Consider the following 16,399-nt stretch of genomic DNA (forward strand, 5'->3'; position numbering starts at 1 on the left):
CCGACTGTGACCCACAGCCTATCGGGGCACGCCGCTCACGTGCGGATTCATTCGCGCCGGACAACTAGACTCACCAGTCGTGTCACAGTCGCCGCTGATCGCCCCGAGCATCCTGTCCGCCGACTTCGCCCGGCTGGGCGAGGAGGCCGCCGCAGTGTCCACTGCGGACTGGCTGCACGTGGACGTCATGGACGCGCACTTCGTGCCGAACCTGACCCTGGGGTTGCCGGTGGTGCAGTCGCTGCTCAAGGCGACCGACATCCCGCTGGACTGCCACCTGATGATCGATGACCCGGACCGCTGGGCGGTGGGCTACGCCGAGGCGGGCGCCTACAACGTCACGGTGCACGTGGAGGCGGCGGCCGACCCGGTCAGGATCGCCAGGGACCTGCGGGCCGCCGGGGCCAAGGCCGGGCTGTCGATCAAGCCGGGCACCCCGCTGGAGCCCTACACCGAGGTGCTCAGGCACTACGACACGCTGCTGGTGATGTCGGTGGAACCGGGCTTCGGCGGGCAGTCGTTCATGCCGGAGGTGCTGGACAAGGTGCGCACCGCGCGCAGGCTGGTGGACACCGGGCACCTGACCCTGGTGGTGGAGATCGACGGCGGCATCAACGCCGACACGATCGAGCAGGCGGCCGAGGCCGGTGTGGACTGCTTCGTGGCGGGCTCGGCGGTCTACGGGGCGCAGGACCCGGGCAAGGCTGTCGAGGCGCTGCGCGCGCAGGCGGCGAAGCACCGCACGCGATGATCGAGGCGGCGATGCGGGCCGCGATCGCGGCCAGCGAGCGGGTACGGGGCACGACCAGCCCGAACCCGCCGGTGGGCGCAGCCCTGCTCGACGCGGCGGGCCAGCTGGTCGGGGTGGGCGCCACGCGGCCACCGGGCGGGCCGCACGCCGAGGTCGTGGCGCTGGCCGAGGCGGGGGAGCGGGCCCGCGGCGGCACGGCCGTGGTGACCCTCGAACCCTGCGCGCACCAGGGCAGGACCGGGCCCTGCGCGCTGGCACTGATCGAGGCGGGTGTGGCCGAGGTCGTGTTCGCCACCGCCGACCCGAACCCGAAGGCGGCCGGTGGCGCCGAGCTGCTGCGCGCCGCGGGAATCACCGTGCGCCAGGGGTTGTTGGCGCAGGACGTGGAACGAGGACCGCTGCGCGCGTGGCTGCACTACGCGCGGACCGGCCGCCCGCACGTCACGTGGAAGTACGCGGCGAGCCTGGACGGGCGGGTCGCCGCCGCCGACGGCACCAGCCGGTGGATCAGCTCGGCGGACTCCCGCGCGCAGGTGCACCTGCTGCGCCGCCAGGTGGACGCCATCGTGGCCGGTCGCGGCACGGTGCTCGCCGACGACCCGCAGCTGACCGCCCGCGCCGAGGACGGCTCGCCCGCCGAGCGCCAGCCGCTGCGCGTGGTGGTCGGCACCGGGGACCTGCCGCCCGCGGCTCGCGTGCTGGACGACAGCGCGCCGACCGTGCACCTGCGCACGAACGACCCGGACGAGGTGCTCGCGGAGCTGGCCGCCCGCGGCGTGGTGGACGTCCTGCTGGAGGGCGGGCCCAGGCTGGCCGGGGGTTTCCTGAAGTCCAGGCGGGTGGACCGCGCGCTGGTCTACATTGCGCCCAAGCTGCTCGGGGCCGGGCCTGTGGCGCTGGCCGACGCGGGAGTGTCGACCATCACCCAGGCGCTGCACTGGAGCGTTGAAGAAGTCACCATGAGCGGACCCGACGTGCGGATCTCCGCAGTGCCGGCCGAGGAGTAGGTAGGGAGCCCGTCGTGTTCACCGGGATCGTCGAGGAACTGGGCGAGATCGTCGCCGTGGAGCAGCTGCCCAACGCTGCCCGCCTGACCGTGCGGGGTCCGCTGGTGACCTCCGACGCCAGGCACGGCGACTCGATCTCCGTCAACGGCGTGTGCCTGACGGTGGTGACCTCCGGCGAGGGGCAGTTCACCACCGACGTGGTCAACGAGACCCTGCAGCGGTCCAGCCTGGACAAGATCCACGAGGGTGACCGGGTCAACCTGGAGCGCGCGATGGCCGCGGGCCAGCGGCTGGGCGGGCACATCGTGCAGGGCCACGTGGACGGGGTCGGCGTGTTCCTGTCCCGGGACGAGGTCGGGCTGACCAGGTTCGGCATCCCGGCCAGGCTGTCGCGCTACCTGGTGGAGAAGGGCTCGATCACCGTGGACGGCGTCTCGCTGACCGTGGTCGAGGCCGGGGAGGACTTCTTCAGCGTGGCGCTCATCCCGACCACGCTGGAGTTGACCACGCTGGGCCGCCGCGAGCCCGGTGACCTGGTCAACCTGGAGGTCGACGTGCTGGCGAAGTACGTGGAGCGGCTGGCGACCCCGCACCTGGCCGCGCTCAAGGAGGAGTCCCGTTGATCACGAACCCGAGCACCGACCTGTCCGTGATCGACCTGGCCATCGCCGACATCGCGGCGGGGCGCCCGGTGGTCGTCGTGGACGACGAGGACCGCGAGAACGAGGGCGACCTGATCTTCGCCGCGGAGAAGGCCACGCCCGAGCTGATCGCCTTCATGGTGCGCTACACCTCCGGCTACATCTGCGTGTCGCTGACCGAGCAGGACTGCGACCGGCTGGACCTGCCGCCGATGTTCCACACCAACCAGGACCAGCGCGGCACCGCCTACACCGTGACCGTGGACGCCAAGCAGGGCGTGAGCACCGGCATCTCCGCCGCCGACCGGGCCCGCACCATCCGGTTGCTGGCCGACCCGGGGTCCACCCCCGAGCAGTTCACCAGGCCCGGTCACGTGGTGCCGCTGCGCGCGCGGTCCGGCGGGGTGCTGCGCAGGGCCGGGCACACCGAGGCCGCCGTGGACCTGTCCCGGCTGGCCGGTCTGTCGCCCGCGGGCGTGCTGTGCGAGATCGTCAGCCAGAAGGACGAGGGCGACATGGCCCGCCGCGACGAGCTGATGGTCTTCGCCGAGGAACACGACCTGCGGATGATCACCATCGCGGACCTGATCGCCTACCGCAGGCGCAAGGAGAAGCACGTGGTGCGGGTCGCCGACGCGCGCATCCCCACCGCGCACGGGGACTTCACCGCCGTGGGCTACGACTCCACCCTGGACGGCATCGAGCACGTGGCCCTGGTCTACGGGGACCTGTCCGACGGGGAGGACGTGCTGGTCCGCGTGCACTCCGAGTGCCTGACCGGGGACGTGTTCGGCTCGCTGCGCTGCGACTGCGGCCCGCAGCTGGACGCCGCGCTGGAGGCCGTGGCCGCCGAGGGCCGCGGCGTGGTGCTGTACATGCGCGGTCACGAGGGCCGGGGCATCGGCCTGCTGCACAAGCTGCAGGCGTACCAGTTGCAGGACAGCGGGGCGGACACGGTGGACGCCAACCTGGCCCAGGGCCTGCCCGCCGACGCCCGCGACTACGGCATGGGCGCGCAGATCCTGTGCGACCTGGGCATCAAGTCGATGCGGCTGCTGACCAACAACCCGGACAAGAGGGTGGGCCTGGAGGGTTACGGCCTGAAGGTGGTCGATAGGGTTCCGCTGCCGGTGTGGCCGAACCCGGAGAACCTGCGCTACCTGCGGACCAAGCGGGACCGGATGGGCCACGACCTGCACCACCTGGAGCAGTACGAGGCCAGCGGATCGGACAGCGAGGTTCAAGGATGAGCGGCTCGGGGCGCCCGGCCATCGAGGTCCCGCAGTGGTGCGAGGACCTGCGACTGGGCATCGTGGCGACGCGGTGGCACGCGAGGATCACCGACAACCTGCTGGAGCGCGCCGTGGCCGCCGCCGAGCAGGCGCGGGTCAAGGAGCCGACCGTGGTGCGCGTGGCCGGGGCGGTTGAGCTGCCGGTCATCGCCCAGGCGCTGGCCAAGCACCATGACGCCGTGGTCGCGCTGGGCGTGGTCATCCGCGGCGGCACCCCGCACTTCGAGTACGTGTGCGACGCGCTGACCTCCGGGCTGACCCGGGTCTCGCTGGACGAGTCCACCCCGATCGGCAACGGGGTGCTCACCTGCGACACCGAGCAGCAGGCCCTCGACCGCTGTGGCCTGCCCGACTCGGTGGAGGACAAGGGTTTCGAGGCCTGCGTGGCCGCGCTGGACGCCGCACTGGCGCTGCGCTCCATCCAGCGGCCGTGGACCGAGCGGGGCTTCGAGTGAGCACCTTCCGCCCGCACAAGGTGCGCCTCGTCGCCATCCCGCTGGCCGCGCTGCTGGTCGTGCTGTTCGTGGTGATCGCCGTGCTGCTGCGCAACACCCCGACCGGGGCCTACTTCGGCACCTCCGACCAGATCGCCATGGCGCTGGTCGGGGTGCTGCTGGCCTGCGGGGTGCTGCTGCTGACCCGGCCGAGGGTGCGCGCCAACGCCGAGGGCATCGAGGTGCGCAACCTGCTCGGGGCCACCTGGTACTCCTGGGACCAGGTGGACGGGATCAGCTTCCCGGACGGCGCGGCCTGGGCCCGGCTGGACCTGCCCGCCGACGAGTACGTGTCGGTGATGGCCGTGCAGGCCACCGACCGGGACCGCGCCGTGGCCGCCATCCGCGAGCTGCGCGGCCTGCGGAAGCAGTCCAGCACCGCGAACTAACCACTCCAGCCCCCGCCACTCCCTGGGGGGCGACCCCGATTCCAGTCTACCCGCCCCCACCCCGAGCGGATCACGAAATGCCGCTGCCTGTGGACAACCGCGTGATTGTCCACAGGCAGCGAACAGCCCCTTGACTCAGGCGCTGCGGATGACCCGGATCGCGTCCTGCACCTCGCGCACGGCGTGCAGTTGCCGGTAGTGGGCCGACTCGGTCACGAAGTCCTGCAGCTTGCGCCGCACCCGGCCGGAGCGCAGCCGGGCGACGGTGGGCAGCACGGACTGGATCAGCTCGCAGGCCGCCTCCGGCTCGCCGGTGGCCAACCGCGTGCGGGCCAGCCCGATCACGTCGAACACCCGGTTGCGCACCCGCGACGGGTGGCGCAGCGCGAGCGCGCGGCGGATGTGCCGTTCCGCGAGCGGGGCCTGCGTGGGGTCGTGCTTGGCCAGGTCCCGTAGCCGGGCGCCGATCACCCCTTCCATCTCCGCCTCGTCGAACGAGGCCAGCCAGTGCGGCTCCTGGCCGCGGTCGCGTGCGGCGAAGCACTCCTGGGCGTGCCCCACGGCCCGGTGGAACTCCTGCACCCGCCCGAGCAGGGCGTAGGCCCACGCCTCGCGGGTGTGCAGCACCGAGCGCAGGGTCGGGGTGGCTCCCCGCCGTGTGCCGTACTGCGCGAGCTGCACCAGTTCCAGCCCGTCCTCGGGACGCCCGAGGTCGAACATCTGCCGCGCCATCGAGGCAAGGCACATCGCCCCGAACGGCTCGTTGCGGCTGGCCTTGGCCATGCGCACGGCCAGCACGTAGTAGCGCTGGGCCGAGTCGTGCAGCCCCGCGTCCCAGGACATGCCCGCGGCGATCTTGGCCAGGTCCGCGCCGACGAAGAACGCCTGCTGCGTGGTGGGCGAGTCGGGTGCTCTGCGCAGCCGCTCGGACAGTTCGTTGAGCTGGCCCAGAACCGCCTTGCGGGCCAGGCCCGCGCCGCCGCCGTTGCTCCAGCCGCGCAGCCCGTCGGCCACCGTGCGCATGGCCGCCAGCTCGTCCTCGCTGACCGCCCCGCTCGGTGCCCACTTCGCCAGCGGCTGCAACGGCGTCAGCCAGTGCTGCATCGGCTCGACCAGGGAAGGTCCGACGGCCACCGCGGCCGCCCCGGTGAGCGCCGCTCGTCTGCTGAGTGTCAAGTCGCTCCTCGTCACCTCTTCGACGGACCGGGCAGTGCTCAGCGCGTCCCAGGACGCGAGGAACACGTCCGGGGCCGTGGAGCTTTCTGGACCTCGGGGTCTGGGAGGGCCGTTGCGGTCGAACCACAGTCGTTCCGCGGGCACGGCGAGCACCTCGGCGAAGTGCTTGAGCCGGTCCATGCGGTCGATCGGGTTCTCCCCGTTCTCGTACCGCGACAACTGCGCCTGACTGATGCCCAGCCAGCTGGCCATCCGGTCCTGGGTGATGCGGTGGGGATGACCGGGGTGGTGCCGGTAGGCTGCGATCAGCGCACCCATGTCCTGATCGGCGAAGGGCTCCGACAGCACGGGGTGGTCCCAGAACCCGTCCGGCAGCGGTGGCGGGCCGAAGATCTCCTGCCGGGCGTTTCGACGGCAGCGGTGGCACAGCCGGTCGGAGTTGTCCGCAGCGAGCAGAGCGCCACAGGAGCATGCACGACCCGATCTGGCTTGCCTTAACCCAACCGGTTCCATGGCCTCGCTCCCGTCACTGAGCGTGTTCACAGTGTAATCGCTGGTCGCGACCTGTCTATTCACCTGATGCATGAAACAGACCGGGCTTGATCCGGGAATGTCATGCAGCAGGTGAATTGGACCGATCCGCTTCGGGGGTGGTGACCCGGTGGCCGGCGGCGCACCCTGTCCCTCCAACCGCAGGCGGAGCCGCCCGGAACGACCTCCGGACGGCACCACCACTCGGACCGCCCGACACGGGAGGACGTGCGCCATGACCACCACCACGAAGCCGGCGATGAAGCCGGCGCACGCGAACGCGCAACTGCCCGACCACAGTTTCGGCCGGACCGTCGGCGAGGTCGTGGCCAACTACCGGATGCTCGGCTGGCGGGTGAACGTGACCGAGCAGGGGGTGCTGCTGCCGCTGGGCCCCACCACCACCGCCCTGGTCATGCCCGCCAGGATCGGTTCGGCCGTGCTCGCCGAGCTGCGCGCCAGGATGCTGGCCGGGCCCACACTGGTCATCCCCAGCCCGCAGGAGAACTGGCTGTTCCTCGCGGAGTTGGTCGCGCTGCTGCCCGCCCAGCTGCGCAGCCCCTCCCAGATCAGGTTCGTGCGCTCGCCGCACAGCATCCTGCTGCCGCCCACGATGACCCCGTACGGCCGGGTCCGCTGGGCCAACGCCCCCTCGTTCAGCAGGCACTGGCTGCCCCCGTTCACCGCCGTGCTCGCCGTGGCACGGCAAGTTGCCAGCAACTCCCGATGAACCTCTGATGGTGGCTGTCCGTGGTACATGGTGAACTGCGCTTTCCCACCACGTGAGCACGGAGGCACCAGCGTGAACATGCCCGAGGCCGTCACCAACCCCACTCGCAGGCAGGCGATCTGCGGCCTGGTGGCCGCGCTGGTCGCAGGCGGTGCCGTCACCACCGCCTGTTCCAGCGGGCCCTCAGGCGGCGGTGGCACCTCGGGCGGTGGCGGCACCGGCACCGGTGGCGCCGCCACGCCCGGCACCGTCCTGGCCAAGGTCGCCGACGTGCCCGTCGGCGGCGGCCTGGTCACCGGCGGTGTGCTGCTCGTCCAGCCCACCAGCGGGGAGGTCAAGGCGTTCAACGCGACCTGCCCGCACGCCGGGGTCATCGTCAGCCCGCCGCAGGGCGCCACCATCACCTGCCCCGGTCACGGCAGTCAGTTCGACGCCGCCACCGGCTCGCTCAAGAAGGGCCCCGCGACCACCGGCCTGACCCCGGTGCAGGTCAAGGTCGACGGGGCCAACGTGGTCGCCGCCTGACTCCGCGGGCGACCCACCGCGTCGGCCGGAAGGTGGCTTTCACTGCGTTGAACGCGGCGAACGGTCCTTTCGCGGCACGTCCCGGCGATGCCACGAAGGTGCCCTTCGCGGCGTTGAGCGTCTCAAGGGGCACCTTCATGGCGGTGCGACGCGGTTCCGGCTCGCCCACCTCGTCGTGTCCCGAAGGTGCCCTTCGCGGCGTCCACCGTCCCGAAGGGCACCTTCATGCCGCCGACCGGAGGAGGATCCGCCCGGCCCCTGGGGTTGTCGGACCCCGCCCGTAGGCTGGTGAGGTGGCGGACCCGTCTACCTACCGACCAGCGACTGGCACGATCCCGGACGCGCCGGGCGTCTACAAGTTCCGCGACGCGACGCGTCGGGTGATCTACGTGGGCAAGGCGAAGAGCCTGCGCAGCAGGCTGTCCTCGTACTTCGCCGACCTGTCCACCCTGCACCCGCGCACCCGGCAGATGGTGACCACCGCGGCCGGGGTCGAGTGGACGGTGGTGGGCACCGAGGTCGAGGCGCTTCAGCTGGAGTACTCCTGGATCAAGGAGTTCGACCCGAGGTTCAACGTCCGCTACCGCGACGACAAGTCCTACCCGGTGCTGGCGGTGACCCTGAACGAGGAGTACCCGAGGCTGCACGTCTACCGGGGGCCGCGCCGCAAGGGTGTGCGCTACTTCGGGCCGTACGCGCACGCCTGGGCGATCCGCGAGACCCTGGACCTGCTGCTGCGGGTGTTCCCGGCGCGGACCTGCTCGGCGGGGGTGTTCAAGCGGCACGGGCAGATCGGCCGCCCCTGCCTGCTGGGCTACATCGGCAAGTGCTCGGCGCCCTGCGTGGGCAAGGTGTCCGCGGACGAGCATCGCGCGATCGTGGCGGACTTCTGCGAGTTCCTGGCCGGGCGCACCGACGCGATGGTGCGCAGGCTGGAGCGGGACATGCTGGCGGCCTCCGAGGAGCTGGAGTTCGAGCGGGCCGCTCGGCTGCGCGACGACGTGGGCGCGCTGCGCAAGGCCATGGAGAAGCAGGCGGTGGTGCTGGGCGACGGCACGGACGCCGACGTGGTGGCCTTCGCCGAGGACGAGCTCGAGGTGTCCGTGCAGGTCTTCCACGTGCGCGGCGGGCGGGTGCGCGGGCAGCGCGGCTGGGTGACCGACAAGGTCGAAGAACCGCTTGCGGGTTCGAGCGTCGATGCGCAGGAGACCGGCGTCGGCGGGCTGGTGGACCAGTTCCTCAGCCAGTTCTACGGGGACCAGGCCGAGCTGTCGGACAACACCGAGGCCGCGGCCAGCCCGGTGCCGCGCGAGGTGCTGGTGCCCGAGCTGCCCGAGGACCACGAGGCGATCGAGGAGTGGCTGTCCGGCCTGCGGGGCGCCAGGGTGCAGCTGCGCGTGCCGCAGCGCGGGGACAAGCGCGCGCTGATGGAGACGGTGCAGCGCAACGCGGCCGAGGCCTTCGCGCAGCACAAGCTGCGCCGGGCCGGTGACCTGACCGCGCGCTCGGCGGCCCTGCAGGAGTTGCAGGACGCGCTGGGCCTGGACAGCGCGCCGCTGCGCATCGAGTGCACCGACGTCAGCCACGTGCAGGGCACCGACGTGGTGGCCTCGCTGGTGGTGTTCGAGGACGGGCTGGCCCGCAAGTCCGAGTACCGCCGGTTCGCCATCCGCGAGGGCGCCGAGGGCGGGGACGTGGGCTCGATCGCGGAGGTCGTGCGCCGCCGCTTCGCCCGCTATCAGGCCGAGACGGCCCAGGAGACCGACACCGACCGGCCCGGCATCGACCCGGAGACCGGCAAGCCGCGCCGCTTCGCCTATCCGCCGAACCTGCTGGTGGTGGACGGCGGCGCCCCACAGGTCGCGGTGGCCGCGGACGTGCTCGCCGAACTGGGCGTCACCGATGTCGCGGTGATCGGCCTTGCCAAGCGGCTGGAGGAGGTCTGGGTCCCGGGTGAACCCGATCCGGTGATCTTGCCGCGCACCAGCGAGGCGCTCTACCTGTTGCAGCGGGTTCGCGACGAGGCTCACCGGTTCGCGATCTCCTACCACCGGCAGAAGCGCTCGCAGCGGATGACCACCTCGGCACTGGACGAGGTGCCCGGGCTCGGTCAGACCCGCAAAGCCGCCCTGCTCAAGCACTTCGGCTCGCTGCGCAAACTGCGGCAGGCCAGCGTCGAGGAGATCAGCGAGGTGCCCGGCGTCGGCCGGCGCACCGCGGAGGCAGTGCACGCCAGCCTGGCGAAACCAGAAGGGGTTCAGACGTGAGTACATCAGCCGGTGCCGAGAAGTCCGGCATCGAGGTCGCGGTGGTCACCGGTCTGTCCGGTGCCGGTCGCAGCACCGCGGCCAAGTGCCTGGAGGACCTGGGCTGGTTCGTGGTGGACAACCTGCCGCCCGAGCTGATCTCCACCATGGTCGAGCTGGGCGCGCAGGCCCGCGGCGCGATCACCCGCGTGGCGGTGGTCATGGACGTGCGCAGCAGGGCCTTCACCGACGACCTGGCCGCGATCATCAAGGACCTGGACGCCCGCGGCTACAAGCCGCGCGTGCTGTTCCTGGAGGCCACCGACGAGGTGCTGGTGCGCCGGTTCGAGGCGGTGCGGCGCAGCCACCCGATGCAGGGCGACGGCAGGCTGGCCGACGGCATCATCGCCGAGCGGCAGCTGCTCACCCCGCTGCGTGAGGAGGCCGACCTGGTGCTGGACTCCAGCTCCCTGTCGGTGCACCAGCTGCGGGCCAAGATCGAGGACAGCTTCGGCAGCGAGACCAGCGCGCGGACCAGGGTCACCGTGCTGTCCTTCGGCTACAAGTACGGCCTGCCGATGGACGCCGACCTGGTGATGGACGTGCGCTTCCTGCCCAACCCGTTCTGGATCCCCGAGCTGCGCGAGCAGACCGGCCTGGACTCCGACGTGCGCAACTACGTGCTCAGCCAGGAGGGGGCCGAGGAGTTCCTGGACCGCTACCACGAACTGCTGCGGCTGATCGGCGCGGGCTACCGGCGCGAGGGCAAGCGGTACCTGACCTTGGCGGTGGGCTGCACCGGTGGTAAGCACCGCAGTGTGGCGATCTCCGAGGAACTGTCCGCCCTGCTGGCCGCCGAGGACGGCATGGCCGTCAAGGTCGTGCACCGGGATCTGGGGCGGGAATGATCCCCGTGCAGCCGACCGGTGTGCACGACCGACCGCTGCGGGTGGTCGCCCTCGGCGGTGGCCACGGGTTGCAGGCCACCCTGCGTGCCCTGCGCCTGCTCACCGATGACGTGACCGCCGTGGTGACCGTGGCCGACGACGGCGGTTCCTCCGGCCGCATGCGCCGCGAGCTGGGCCTGCTGCCGCCAGGGGACCTGCGCAAGGCACTGGCCGCGTTGGCCGCCGAGGACGACGGCGGCCAGCTGTGGAGCACCGTGTTCCAGCACCGCTTCGGCGGCAGCGGGGCGCTGGCCGGGCACGCGGTGGGCAACCTGCTCATCGCGGGCCTGCTGGAGGTGCTCGGCGATCCGGTGCTGGCACTGGAGGAGGTGGCCAGGCTGCTCGGGGTGCGGGGCAGGGTGCTGCCGATGTGCAACGAGCCGCTGGACATCGAGGCCGAGGTCACCGGGCTGGACGAGGACGCCAGCGCGGTGCGGCGCATCCGGGGCCAGGTGGCGGTGGCCACCACACCCGGCCAGGTGCGGCGGATCCGCCTGTACAACGGGCTGACCAACGGCAACGGTCATCCGAACGGGGGGCGTTCCGCCCCGCCGAAGGCCTGCCCGCAGGCGGTGGAGGCGGTGCTGGGCGCGGACGTGGTGCTGCTCGGACCGGGGTCCTGGTTCACCAGCGTGCTGCCGCACCTGCTGGTGCCGGAGTTGCACGAGGCGTTGGTGAGCACTACCGCATCCAAGGTGGTCGTGCTCAATCTTGTCCCCCAACCAGGTGAGACAGCCGGTTTCTCACCCGAACGGCACTTGGACGTACTCTGCCAGCACGCACCGAGGCTGCGCGTGGACGCCGTCGTCGCGGACGTGGACTCGGTGCCCACCCCGGAACGGCTGCGCACCGCCGCGGCGTCACTGGGTGCGGTCGCGCACCTGGCCACCATCACGGCGGGTGGGCGGCCGGACCGGCACGACCCCGCCGCGCTGGCGGTGAGCCTGCGCGACGCGCTGCGGTACCACCCGCAGCACGACCAGAGAGTCTGAGCAAACAGGAGGAGAACGCCCGTGGCGATGACCGGCGCGGTGAAGGACGAGCTGAGCCGCTTGGCCGTGGCCAAGACGTGCTGCCGTCGCGCCGAGGTGTCCTCGGTGCTGCGCTTCGCTGGGGGCCTGCACATCGTGGCCGGGCGGGTGGTCGTCGAGGCCGAGCTGGACACCGGATCGGCCGCGCGCCGACTGCGCAAGGAGATCCACGACCTGTTCGGCCACCACTCGGACGTGCACGTGATCACCTCCGGCGGGCTGCGCAAGGGCACCCGGTGGGTGGTCCGCGTGGTCAAGGACGGCGAGGGCCTGGCCCGCCAGACCGGCCTGCTCGACCCGCGCGGCCGCCCGGTGCGCGGGCTGCCCGCCCCGGTGGTCTCCGGCGGCACCTGCGACTCGGAGGCGGCCTGGCGCGGGGCGTTCCTCGCGCACGGCTCGCTGACCGAGCCGGGCCGGTCCAGTGCGCTGGAGGTGACCTGCCCCGGCCCGGAGGCGGCGCTGGCACTGGTCGGCGCGGCCCGGCGCATGGGCATCCAGGCGAAGTCCCGCGAGGTGCGCGGCGCGGACCGGGTGGTGGTGCGCGACGGGGACGCCATCGGCGCGCTGCTGACCAGGCTCGGCGCGCACGACAGCGTGATGGCCTGGGAGGAGCGGCGAATGCGCCGCGAGGTGCGGGCCACCGCCAACCGGCTGGCCAACTTCGACGACGCCAACCTGCGCCGCTCCGCGCGGGCCGCGGTGGCCGCCGCGGCCAGGGTGGCGCGTGCGCTGGAGATCCTCGGCCCGACCGCGCCCGACCACCTGGTCACCGCGGGCAACCTGCGGCTGAGCAACCGGCAGGCCTCGCTGGAGGAGCTGGGCCAGCTGTCCGAGCCGCCGATGACCAAGGACGCGGTGGCCGGACGGATCCGCCGCCTGCTGGCGATGGCCGACAAGCGGGCGCACGAGCTGGGGCTGCCCGACACCGAGTCGGCGGTGACACCGGACATGCTGGAGGCGGAGGAAGCCGACGCCTAGGCATGCCCGCGCCCGCCTTGCGGCCGAATGGGGCAGGCTACGACGATGACCTGTTGTCCTGCTCGTGTCGGGGGCCGGGAGCGGTGAGACGAGATGCCCGTCGATGAACAGTTGGTCGATCGGATTCGGGAGCGGTTCCGCAGGGCCGGTCACCTGAGGCAGTTCCGGCGTGGGGACTTCCTGTGCACGGCGGGCACAGCCAGCGACGAGGTGCTGCTGATCGAGTCGGGTTCGGTGAAGGTCGTGCTGCACGGCCAGAACGGGGCCGACTCGATCCTCGGCTTCTACGGGCCCGGCGACGTGCTGGGCGAGCTGGGCGTGGTGTGGGAGCGGCGGCGCAGCGCGAACGTGGTGGCCCGCACCGCGGGCACGGCCACGCACGTGGACGCGCGGACCTTCAAGAACATGCTGACCGACGGCTCCGAGGTGCTGCGCTTCGTCAATGCCCTGTTGCAGAAGCGGTTGCTGCTGGCCGACCGCCGCCAGGAGCGGCTCGCCTCGATGGAGGCGCCGGTCCGGGTCGCCAGGCAACTGCTCGACCTGGCCAGGGTCTTCGGCGAGCGGGTGGAGCGCGGGTTGCAGGTGAGCGGGCTGACCCAGTTGGAGCTGGCGCAGTCGGTCACCGCCTCGGCCAAGACCGTGGACCTGGCGCTCAAGCAGTTGCGCGCGGACGGTCTGCTGCGCACCAGGCGGTGCCAGTACCTGTTACCTGACCCGGAGTTGCTGGAACGCAGACTCGACGACCCGGATTGGCGTCCAGGCAGGTGATCGGTTTCCCGGAAATGCGGGAGACCCGGTAGCAGGAGGCGATTCAGACTCCACCTGACAACCGGTCACCCGTTCGGAGGTTTCGATGGAGCCAGTCGCGGAGTTCCGGGTACTCCTGGGCATCGATCTGATCGAGTCCGCGCGCACACCAGCACACCACCTGGCCGAACTGCCCAAGGTCCTCAGCAGACTGCTGGTCGCCGCCCTGGAGCGGGTCGGCATCGGTGAGGCTGCCGTCATCGACCGCCAGTACACCGGGGACGGCTGGCTGCTGGCCTTCCCCAGCGCGCTGCTGGGGGCCGTGGTGGACCTGAGCAGGCACCTCGACGAACTGGCCGCCGAGCACAACCGCTGGCAGAAGCCGGAGGTGCGCATGCGCATCGCCGTGGAGATCGGGCCGCTGCCCGCGGAACCGGGCTTCTACCAGGCCAACATCTCCCGGGGCAGGCTGCTGGACGCCCAGGTGTTCAAGGGCGTGGTGCGCCGCTGCTCCGACGAGCGCCCGGACGGCTCGCTGACCTCGGGCCTGATCCTGTCCGACTACGTGTTCCGCACGGTGTTCGGCGGGGACTACACGCAGCGGGTGCGCCGCACCGAGTTCGCACCTGTCCGGGTCAGCAACAAGGAGTACGAGGTCGCGGCCTGGGTGGCCGTGCCCGGGTTCGACGTGCAGTCCCTGGCCCGCATGGTCGACGGCGACCCGGCCCAGCCGCTGGTGGAGCCGCAGGTGGCCGAGGTCGGCGTGGTCAACAACCACATCACCGGGGACAACAAGGGCGTGCAGGCCCACACCATCCACGGCGGCGTGTCCTTCGGCCGCTGACCCGCGAGTCCCGCCCAGCCGCAGCCGAGTCCCGCTCAGCGGTTGTCGAGTCCCGTTGAGCGGGACAACCTGAGCACGTCGCGGCCCTGAAACCCGCCCGGCGTCAACCCCTCCTCGGTGAACCCCAGCGCGCGGCACACCGCCAGCGAGGCCGTGTTCCCCGGTTCGACCTGAGCCCACACCTGGCGCAGCCCGAGCTCGCCCGCCACGTGCAGCAGCACCGCGACCGCCGCCTTGACCAGACCGCGACCGCGTGCGGCGGGCACCAGCCAGTAGCCGACCGAGGCCGTGCCGCGCGCCCAGTCGATCTGGTCCAGGATCGCCATGCCCACGGCGCGGCCCCCAGCCCGGTCCACCACCGCGAGCGGGCAACCCCGCCCCGCGCGGGCCTTGTCCCACTGCCGGTGCAGCCACGCCGCACCGGCTTCCGCGCTGAACACGGCGGGCACGGTGGTGATCTGCGGGATGTACGGGTCCTCGGCGGCCTGCCGCACGGCGTCGAGATCCGCGAGCAGCCAGGGGCGCAGCACCACGAGTTCGCCGGGGTACGGCCCGATCGCGCGCAGGTCCCTCATCGGGCCCGCAGGTGGCTGAGTGCGGCGCGGACCCGGCGGTTGTCGTCCTCGCTGGGGTCCAGGTGCGGTTTGCTGAACACGGAGTTGATGTACTTGGTGACGGCACTGAGTGACAAGTGCAATTGCGCGGTTAGGCTGCCGATCATGGACGTGACCCAGGTGGGCACCGAGCGGGAGACCCTGTCGCAGTTGCTGGACAGCCTGCGCGCGACGGTGGTGGCCAAGGTCGACGGGCTCACCGAGGAGCAGGCCCGCAGCAGGCCGGTGCCCAGCTCCGCGATGACCCCGCTGGGGCTGGTCAAGCACCTGACCGCCGTGGAGCGCTGGTGGTTCAGCGTGGACTTCGCGGCCAACGGGGCCACCCCGCCCTGGCCGGAGGGCGAGCCGTACGACGGCTTCGAACTGTCCGAACAGGACACGCTGGCCAAGGCCGTTCCGGCCTACCTCGCCGAGTGCGCGGCCTCGCGTGAGGTCGTGGCCGCGGCGGGCCTGGACGACCTGGCCAAGGCCCCGCCGGAGGGACCGTTCACCCTGCGCTACGCGCTCAACCACATGATCCGGGAGACGGCCCAGCACTGCGGGCACCTGGACCTGATGGTGGAGGCCCTGCACTAGTTCGACATTGTCGAACGGGAGTACAGTGCGGTCATGCCTGGACTGATCCAGTCCGTCGAGCGCGCGGCGGCGATCCTGCGACTGCTGGCCGGGCCGTCCCGGCGGATGGGCGTCGCCGAGCTGGCCGCCACCCTCGGCATGCCCAAACCCACCGTGCACGGCATCCTGCGCACCCTGCAACACGTGGGCTTCGTGGAGCAGCACGAGCCGACCGGCAAGTACCAGCTGGGCGCCGCGCTGTTCCACATCGGCAGCAGCTACCTGGACGGCAACGAGCTGCGCACCAGGGCGCTGAACTGGTCGGACTCGCTGGCGGGCCGCAGCAGGGAGAGCGTGCGCATCGGCACCCTGCACGAGGGCAACGTGCTGGTGGTGCACCACGTGTTCCGGCCGGACAACAGCCGCCAGGCCCTGGAGGTCGGCGCCCTGCTGCCCGCGCACGCCTCGGCGCTGGGCAAGGCCCTGCTGGCGGCCAACTCCTACGCCACCGACGAGCTGCTCGCGGGGGAGCTCACCGGCTACACCGCGGCCACGCTGACCGAGCCCGCCGCGCTGCGCGCCGACCTTGAGGCCACCGCGAGCCGGGGCTGGGCCGCCGACCTGGAGGAACTGGTCGAGGGTGAGGTCTCGCTGGCCGCCGCGATCCGCGACCGCAGCGGGCTGGTGGTCGGCGCGATCGGCATCTCCGGACCGGTGGAGCGGCTGTGCGACGCCGAGCGGGTTCCGTTGGCCGAGCAGGTGTCCTACGTGCGTGAGGCGGCGCGGGCGATCTCCCGCGAACTCGGCGCGATCCCGTGGTGACGCGGTGAAGTCGTGGTTGACAGCCTCCGGGCTGAAAACCTACGTTTCCGCGCAAGGCGTACGACAATGTCGAACGACA

Annotated in this window: 19 protein-coding genes; 16 read left to right on the forward strand and 3 right to left on the reverse strand. The window is 71.8% G+C overall.

Translation table 11 applies throughout. The features are described 5' to 3' along the window. Positions 1–79 precede the first annotated feature (79 nt). From rpe to KALB_RS13790, 6 genes are read left to right on the forward strand one after another with little or no spacing between them, the layout of a single operon-like run. Complete coding sequence (gene rpe, locus KALB_RS13765) at positions 80–751, forward strand: ribulose-phosphate 3-epimerase (RefSeq protein ID WP_025356296.1); 672 nt, start codon at positions 80–82, stop codon at positions 749–751. Next, entirely contained in the window at positions 748–1,758 is a 1,011-nt protein-coding gene (ribD, locus tag KALB_RS13770) for a bifunctional diaminohydroxyphosphoribosylaminopyrimidine deaminase/5-amino-6-(5-phosphoribosylamino)uracil reductase RibD (protein ID WP_025356297.1), read from the forward strand. Before rpe ends, ribD begins: the two co-directional genes overlap by 4 nt. 14 nt (positions 1,759–1,772) lie before the next feature. Further along, a complete protein-coding gene (locus KALB_RS13775) occupies positions 1,773–2,381 on the forward strand; it encodes a riboflavin synthase (protein ID WP_025356298.1) in 609 nt (202 codons plus the stop codon). Further along, positions 2,378–3,649, forward strand: coding sequence for a bifunctional 3,4-dihydroxy-2-butanone-4-phosphate synthase/GTP cyclohydrolase II (locus tag KALB_RS13780; RefSeq protein ID WP_411931114.1), 1,272 nt, complete (start codon positions 2,378–2,380; stop codon positions 3,647–3,649). Before KALB_RS13775 ends, KALB_RS13780 begins: the two co-directional genes overlap by 4 nt. After that, on the forward strand, positions 3,646–4,146 hold the full coding sequence (gene ribH, locus KALB_RS13785) for a 6,7-dimethyl-8-ribityllumazine synthase (protein ID WP_025356300.1): 501 nt from the start codon (positions 3,646–3,648) through the stop codon (positions 4,144–4,146). The genes KALB_RS13780 and ribH overlap by 4 nt, the downstream gene beginning before the upstream one ends. Further along, complete coding sequence (locus KALB_RS13790; RefSeq protein WP_025356301.1) at positions 4,143–4,574, forward strand: PH domain-containing protein; 432 nt, start codon at positions 4,143–4,145, stop codon at positions 4,572–4,574. Before ribH ends, KALB_RS13790 begins: the two co-directional genes overlap by 4 nt. Before the next feature lie 135 nt (positions 4,575–4,709). Here KALB_RS13790 and KALB_RS13795 read toward each other — a convergent pair whose 3' ends face one another. After that, complete coding sequence (locus tag KALB_RS13795; protein ID WP_025356302.1) at positions 4,710–6,098, reverse strand: helix-turn-helix domain-containing protein; 1,389 nt, start codon at positions 6,096–6,098, stop codon at positions 4,710–4,712. A 418-nt stretch (positions 6,099–6,516) separates the two neighbouring features. On the opposite strand from KALB_RS13795, the gene KALB_RS13800 reads away from it, so the two are divergent. From KALB_RS13800 to KALB_RS13835, 8 genes are all read left to right on the forward strand, one after another. Beyond that, positions 6,517–7,011 (forward strand): hypothetical protein, encoded by a 495-nt coding sequence (locus tag KALB_RS13800; RefSeq protein WP_025356303.1) that lies wholly within the window; start codon positions 6,517–6,519, stop codon positions 7,009–7,011. 78 nt (positions 7,012–7,089) lie between these two features. Next, positions 7,090–7,536, forward strand: coding sequence for a Rieske (2Fe-2S) protein (locus KALB_RS13805; RefSeq protein ID WP_042222073.1), 447 nt, complete (start codon positions 7,090–7,092; stop codon positions 7,534–7,536). Between the two features lie 293 nt (positions 7,537–7,829). Further along, entirely contained in the window at positions 7,830–9,803 is a 1,974-nt protein-coding gene (uvrC, locus tag KALB_RS13810) for an excinuclease ABC subunit UvrC (RefSeq protein ID WP_025356305.1), read from the forward strand. 29 nt (positions 9,804–9,832) lie between these two features. Beyond that, a complete protein-coding gene (gene rapZ / locus KALB_RS13815; protein ID WP_025356306.1) occupies positions 9,833–10,690 on the forward strand; it encodes an RNase adapter RapZ in 858 nt (285 codons plus the stop codon). 35 nt (positions 10,691–10,725) lie between these two features. After that, positions 10,726–11,721, forward strand: a complete 996-nt coding sequence (locus tag KALB_RS13820; RefSeq protein WP_025356307.1) for a gluconeogenesis factor YvcK family protein — start codon at positions 10,726–10,728, stop codon at positions 11,719–11,721. A gap of 21 nt (positions 11,722–11,742) precedes the next feature. After that, positions 11,743–12,738 carry a DNA-binding protein WhiA gene (gene whiA / locus KALB_RS13825; protein ID WP_025356308.1) on the forward strand — a complete coding sequence of 332 codons (996 nt, stop codon included), beginning with the start codon at positions 11,743–11,745 and terminating at the stop codon, positions 12,736–12,738. Between the two features lie 93 nt (positions 12,739–12,831). Further along, positions 12,832–13,506 (forward strand): Crp/Fnr family transcriptional regulator, encoded by a 675-nt coding sequence (locus KALB_RS13830; protein ID WP_025356309.1) that lies wholly within the window; start codon positions 12,832–12,834, stop codon positions 13,504–13,506. A gap of 85 nt (positions 13,507–13,591) precedes the next feature. Beyond that, the gene (locus KALB_RS13835) at positions 13,592–14,329 is read left to right on the forward strand and encodes a hypothetical protein (RefSeq protein ID WP_025356310.1); all 738 of its coding nucleotides are present in this window, start codon (positions 13,592–13,594) and stop codon (positions 14,327–14,329) included. A gap of 35 nt (positions 14,330–14,364) precedes the next feature. Here KALB_RS13835 and KALB_RS13840 read toward each other — a convergent pair whose 3' ends face one another. Beyond that, positions 14,365–14,904: a GNAT family N-acetyltransferase gene (locus KALB_RS13840; protein ID WP_025356311.1), complete on the reverse strand. Its 540-nt coding sequence runs from the start codon at positions 14,902–14,904 to the stop codon at positions 14,365–14,367. Then, complete coding sequence (locus KALB_RS49830) at positions 14,901–15,026, reverse strand: hypothetical protein (RefSeq protein WP_268872254.1); 126 nt, start codon at positions 15,024–15,026, stop codon at positions 14,901–14,903. Before KALB_RS49830 ends, KALB_RS13840 begins: the two co-directional genes overlap by 4 nt. Before the next feature lie 22 nt (positions 15,027–15,048). Between KALB_RS49830 and KALB_RS13845 the strand changes: the two genes are divergently transcribed. Further along, complete coding sequence (locus KALB_RS13845; protein WP_042220347.1) at positions 15,049–15,519, forward strand: DinB family protein; 471 nt, start codon at positions 15,049–15,051, stop codon at positions 15,517–15,519. Positions 15,520–15,552: 33 nt separating this feature from the next. After that, complete coding sequence (locus KALB_RS13850; protein WP_025356313.1) at positions 15,553–16,320, forward strand: IclR family transcriptional regulator; 768 nt, start codon at positions 15,553–15,555, stop codon at positions 16,318–16,320. Positions 16,321–16,399: the final 79 nt, after the last annotated feature.

Source organism: Kutzneria viridogrisea DSM 43870, from assembly GCF_000525635.1.
GTDB classification, from domain to species: Bacteria; Actinomycetota; Actinomycetes; order Mycobacteriales; family Pseudonocardiaceae; genus Kutzneria; species Kutzneria viridogrisea.

Coding starts and splice junctions, on each gene's coding strand:
- KALB_RS13840 (WP_025356311.1), bottom strand. CDS start 14,904: ATGAGGGACCTGCGCGCGATCGGGCCGTACCCCGGCGAACTCGTGGTG.
- KALB_RS13805 (WP_042222073.1), top strand. CDS start 7,090: ATGCCCGAGGCCGTCACCAACCCCACTCGCAGGCAGGCGATCTGCGGC.
- ribD (WP_025356297.1), top strand. CDS start 748: ATGATCGAGGCGGCGATGCGGGCCGCGATCGCGGCCAGCGAGCGGGTA.
- KALB_RS13850 (WP_025356313.1), top strand. CDS start 15,553: ATGCCTGGACTGATCCAGTCCGTCGAGCGCGCGGCGGCGATCCTGCGA.
- KALB_RS13830 (WP_025356309.1), top strand. CDS start 12,832: ATGCCCGTCGATGAACAGTTGGTCGATCGGATTCGGGAGCGGTTCCGC.
- KALB_RS13845 (WP_042220347.1), top strand. CDS start 15,049: ATGGACGTGACCCAGGTGGGCACCGAGCGGGAGACCCTGTCGCAGTTG.
- ribH (WP_025356300.1), top strand. CDS start 3,646: ATGAGCGGCTCGGGGCGCCCGGCCATCGAGGTCCCGCAGTGGTGCGAG.
- KALB_RS13800 (WP_025356303.1), top strand. CDS start 6,517: ATGACCACCACCACGAAGCCGGCGATGAAGCCGGCGCACGCGAACGCG.
- KALB_RS13835 (WP_025356310.1), top strand. CDS start 13,592: ATGGAGCCAGTCGCGGAGTTCCGGGTACTCCTGGGCATCGATCTGATC.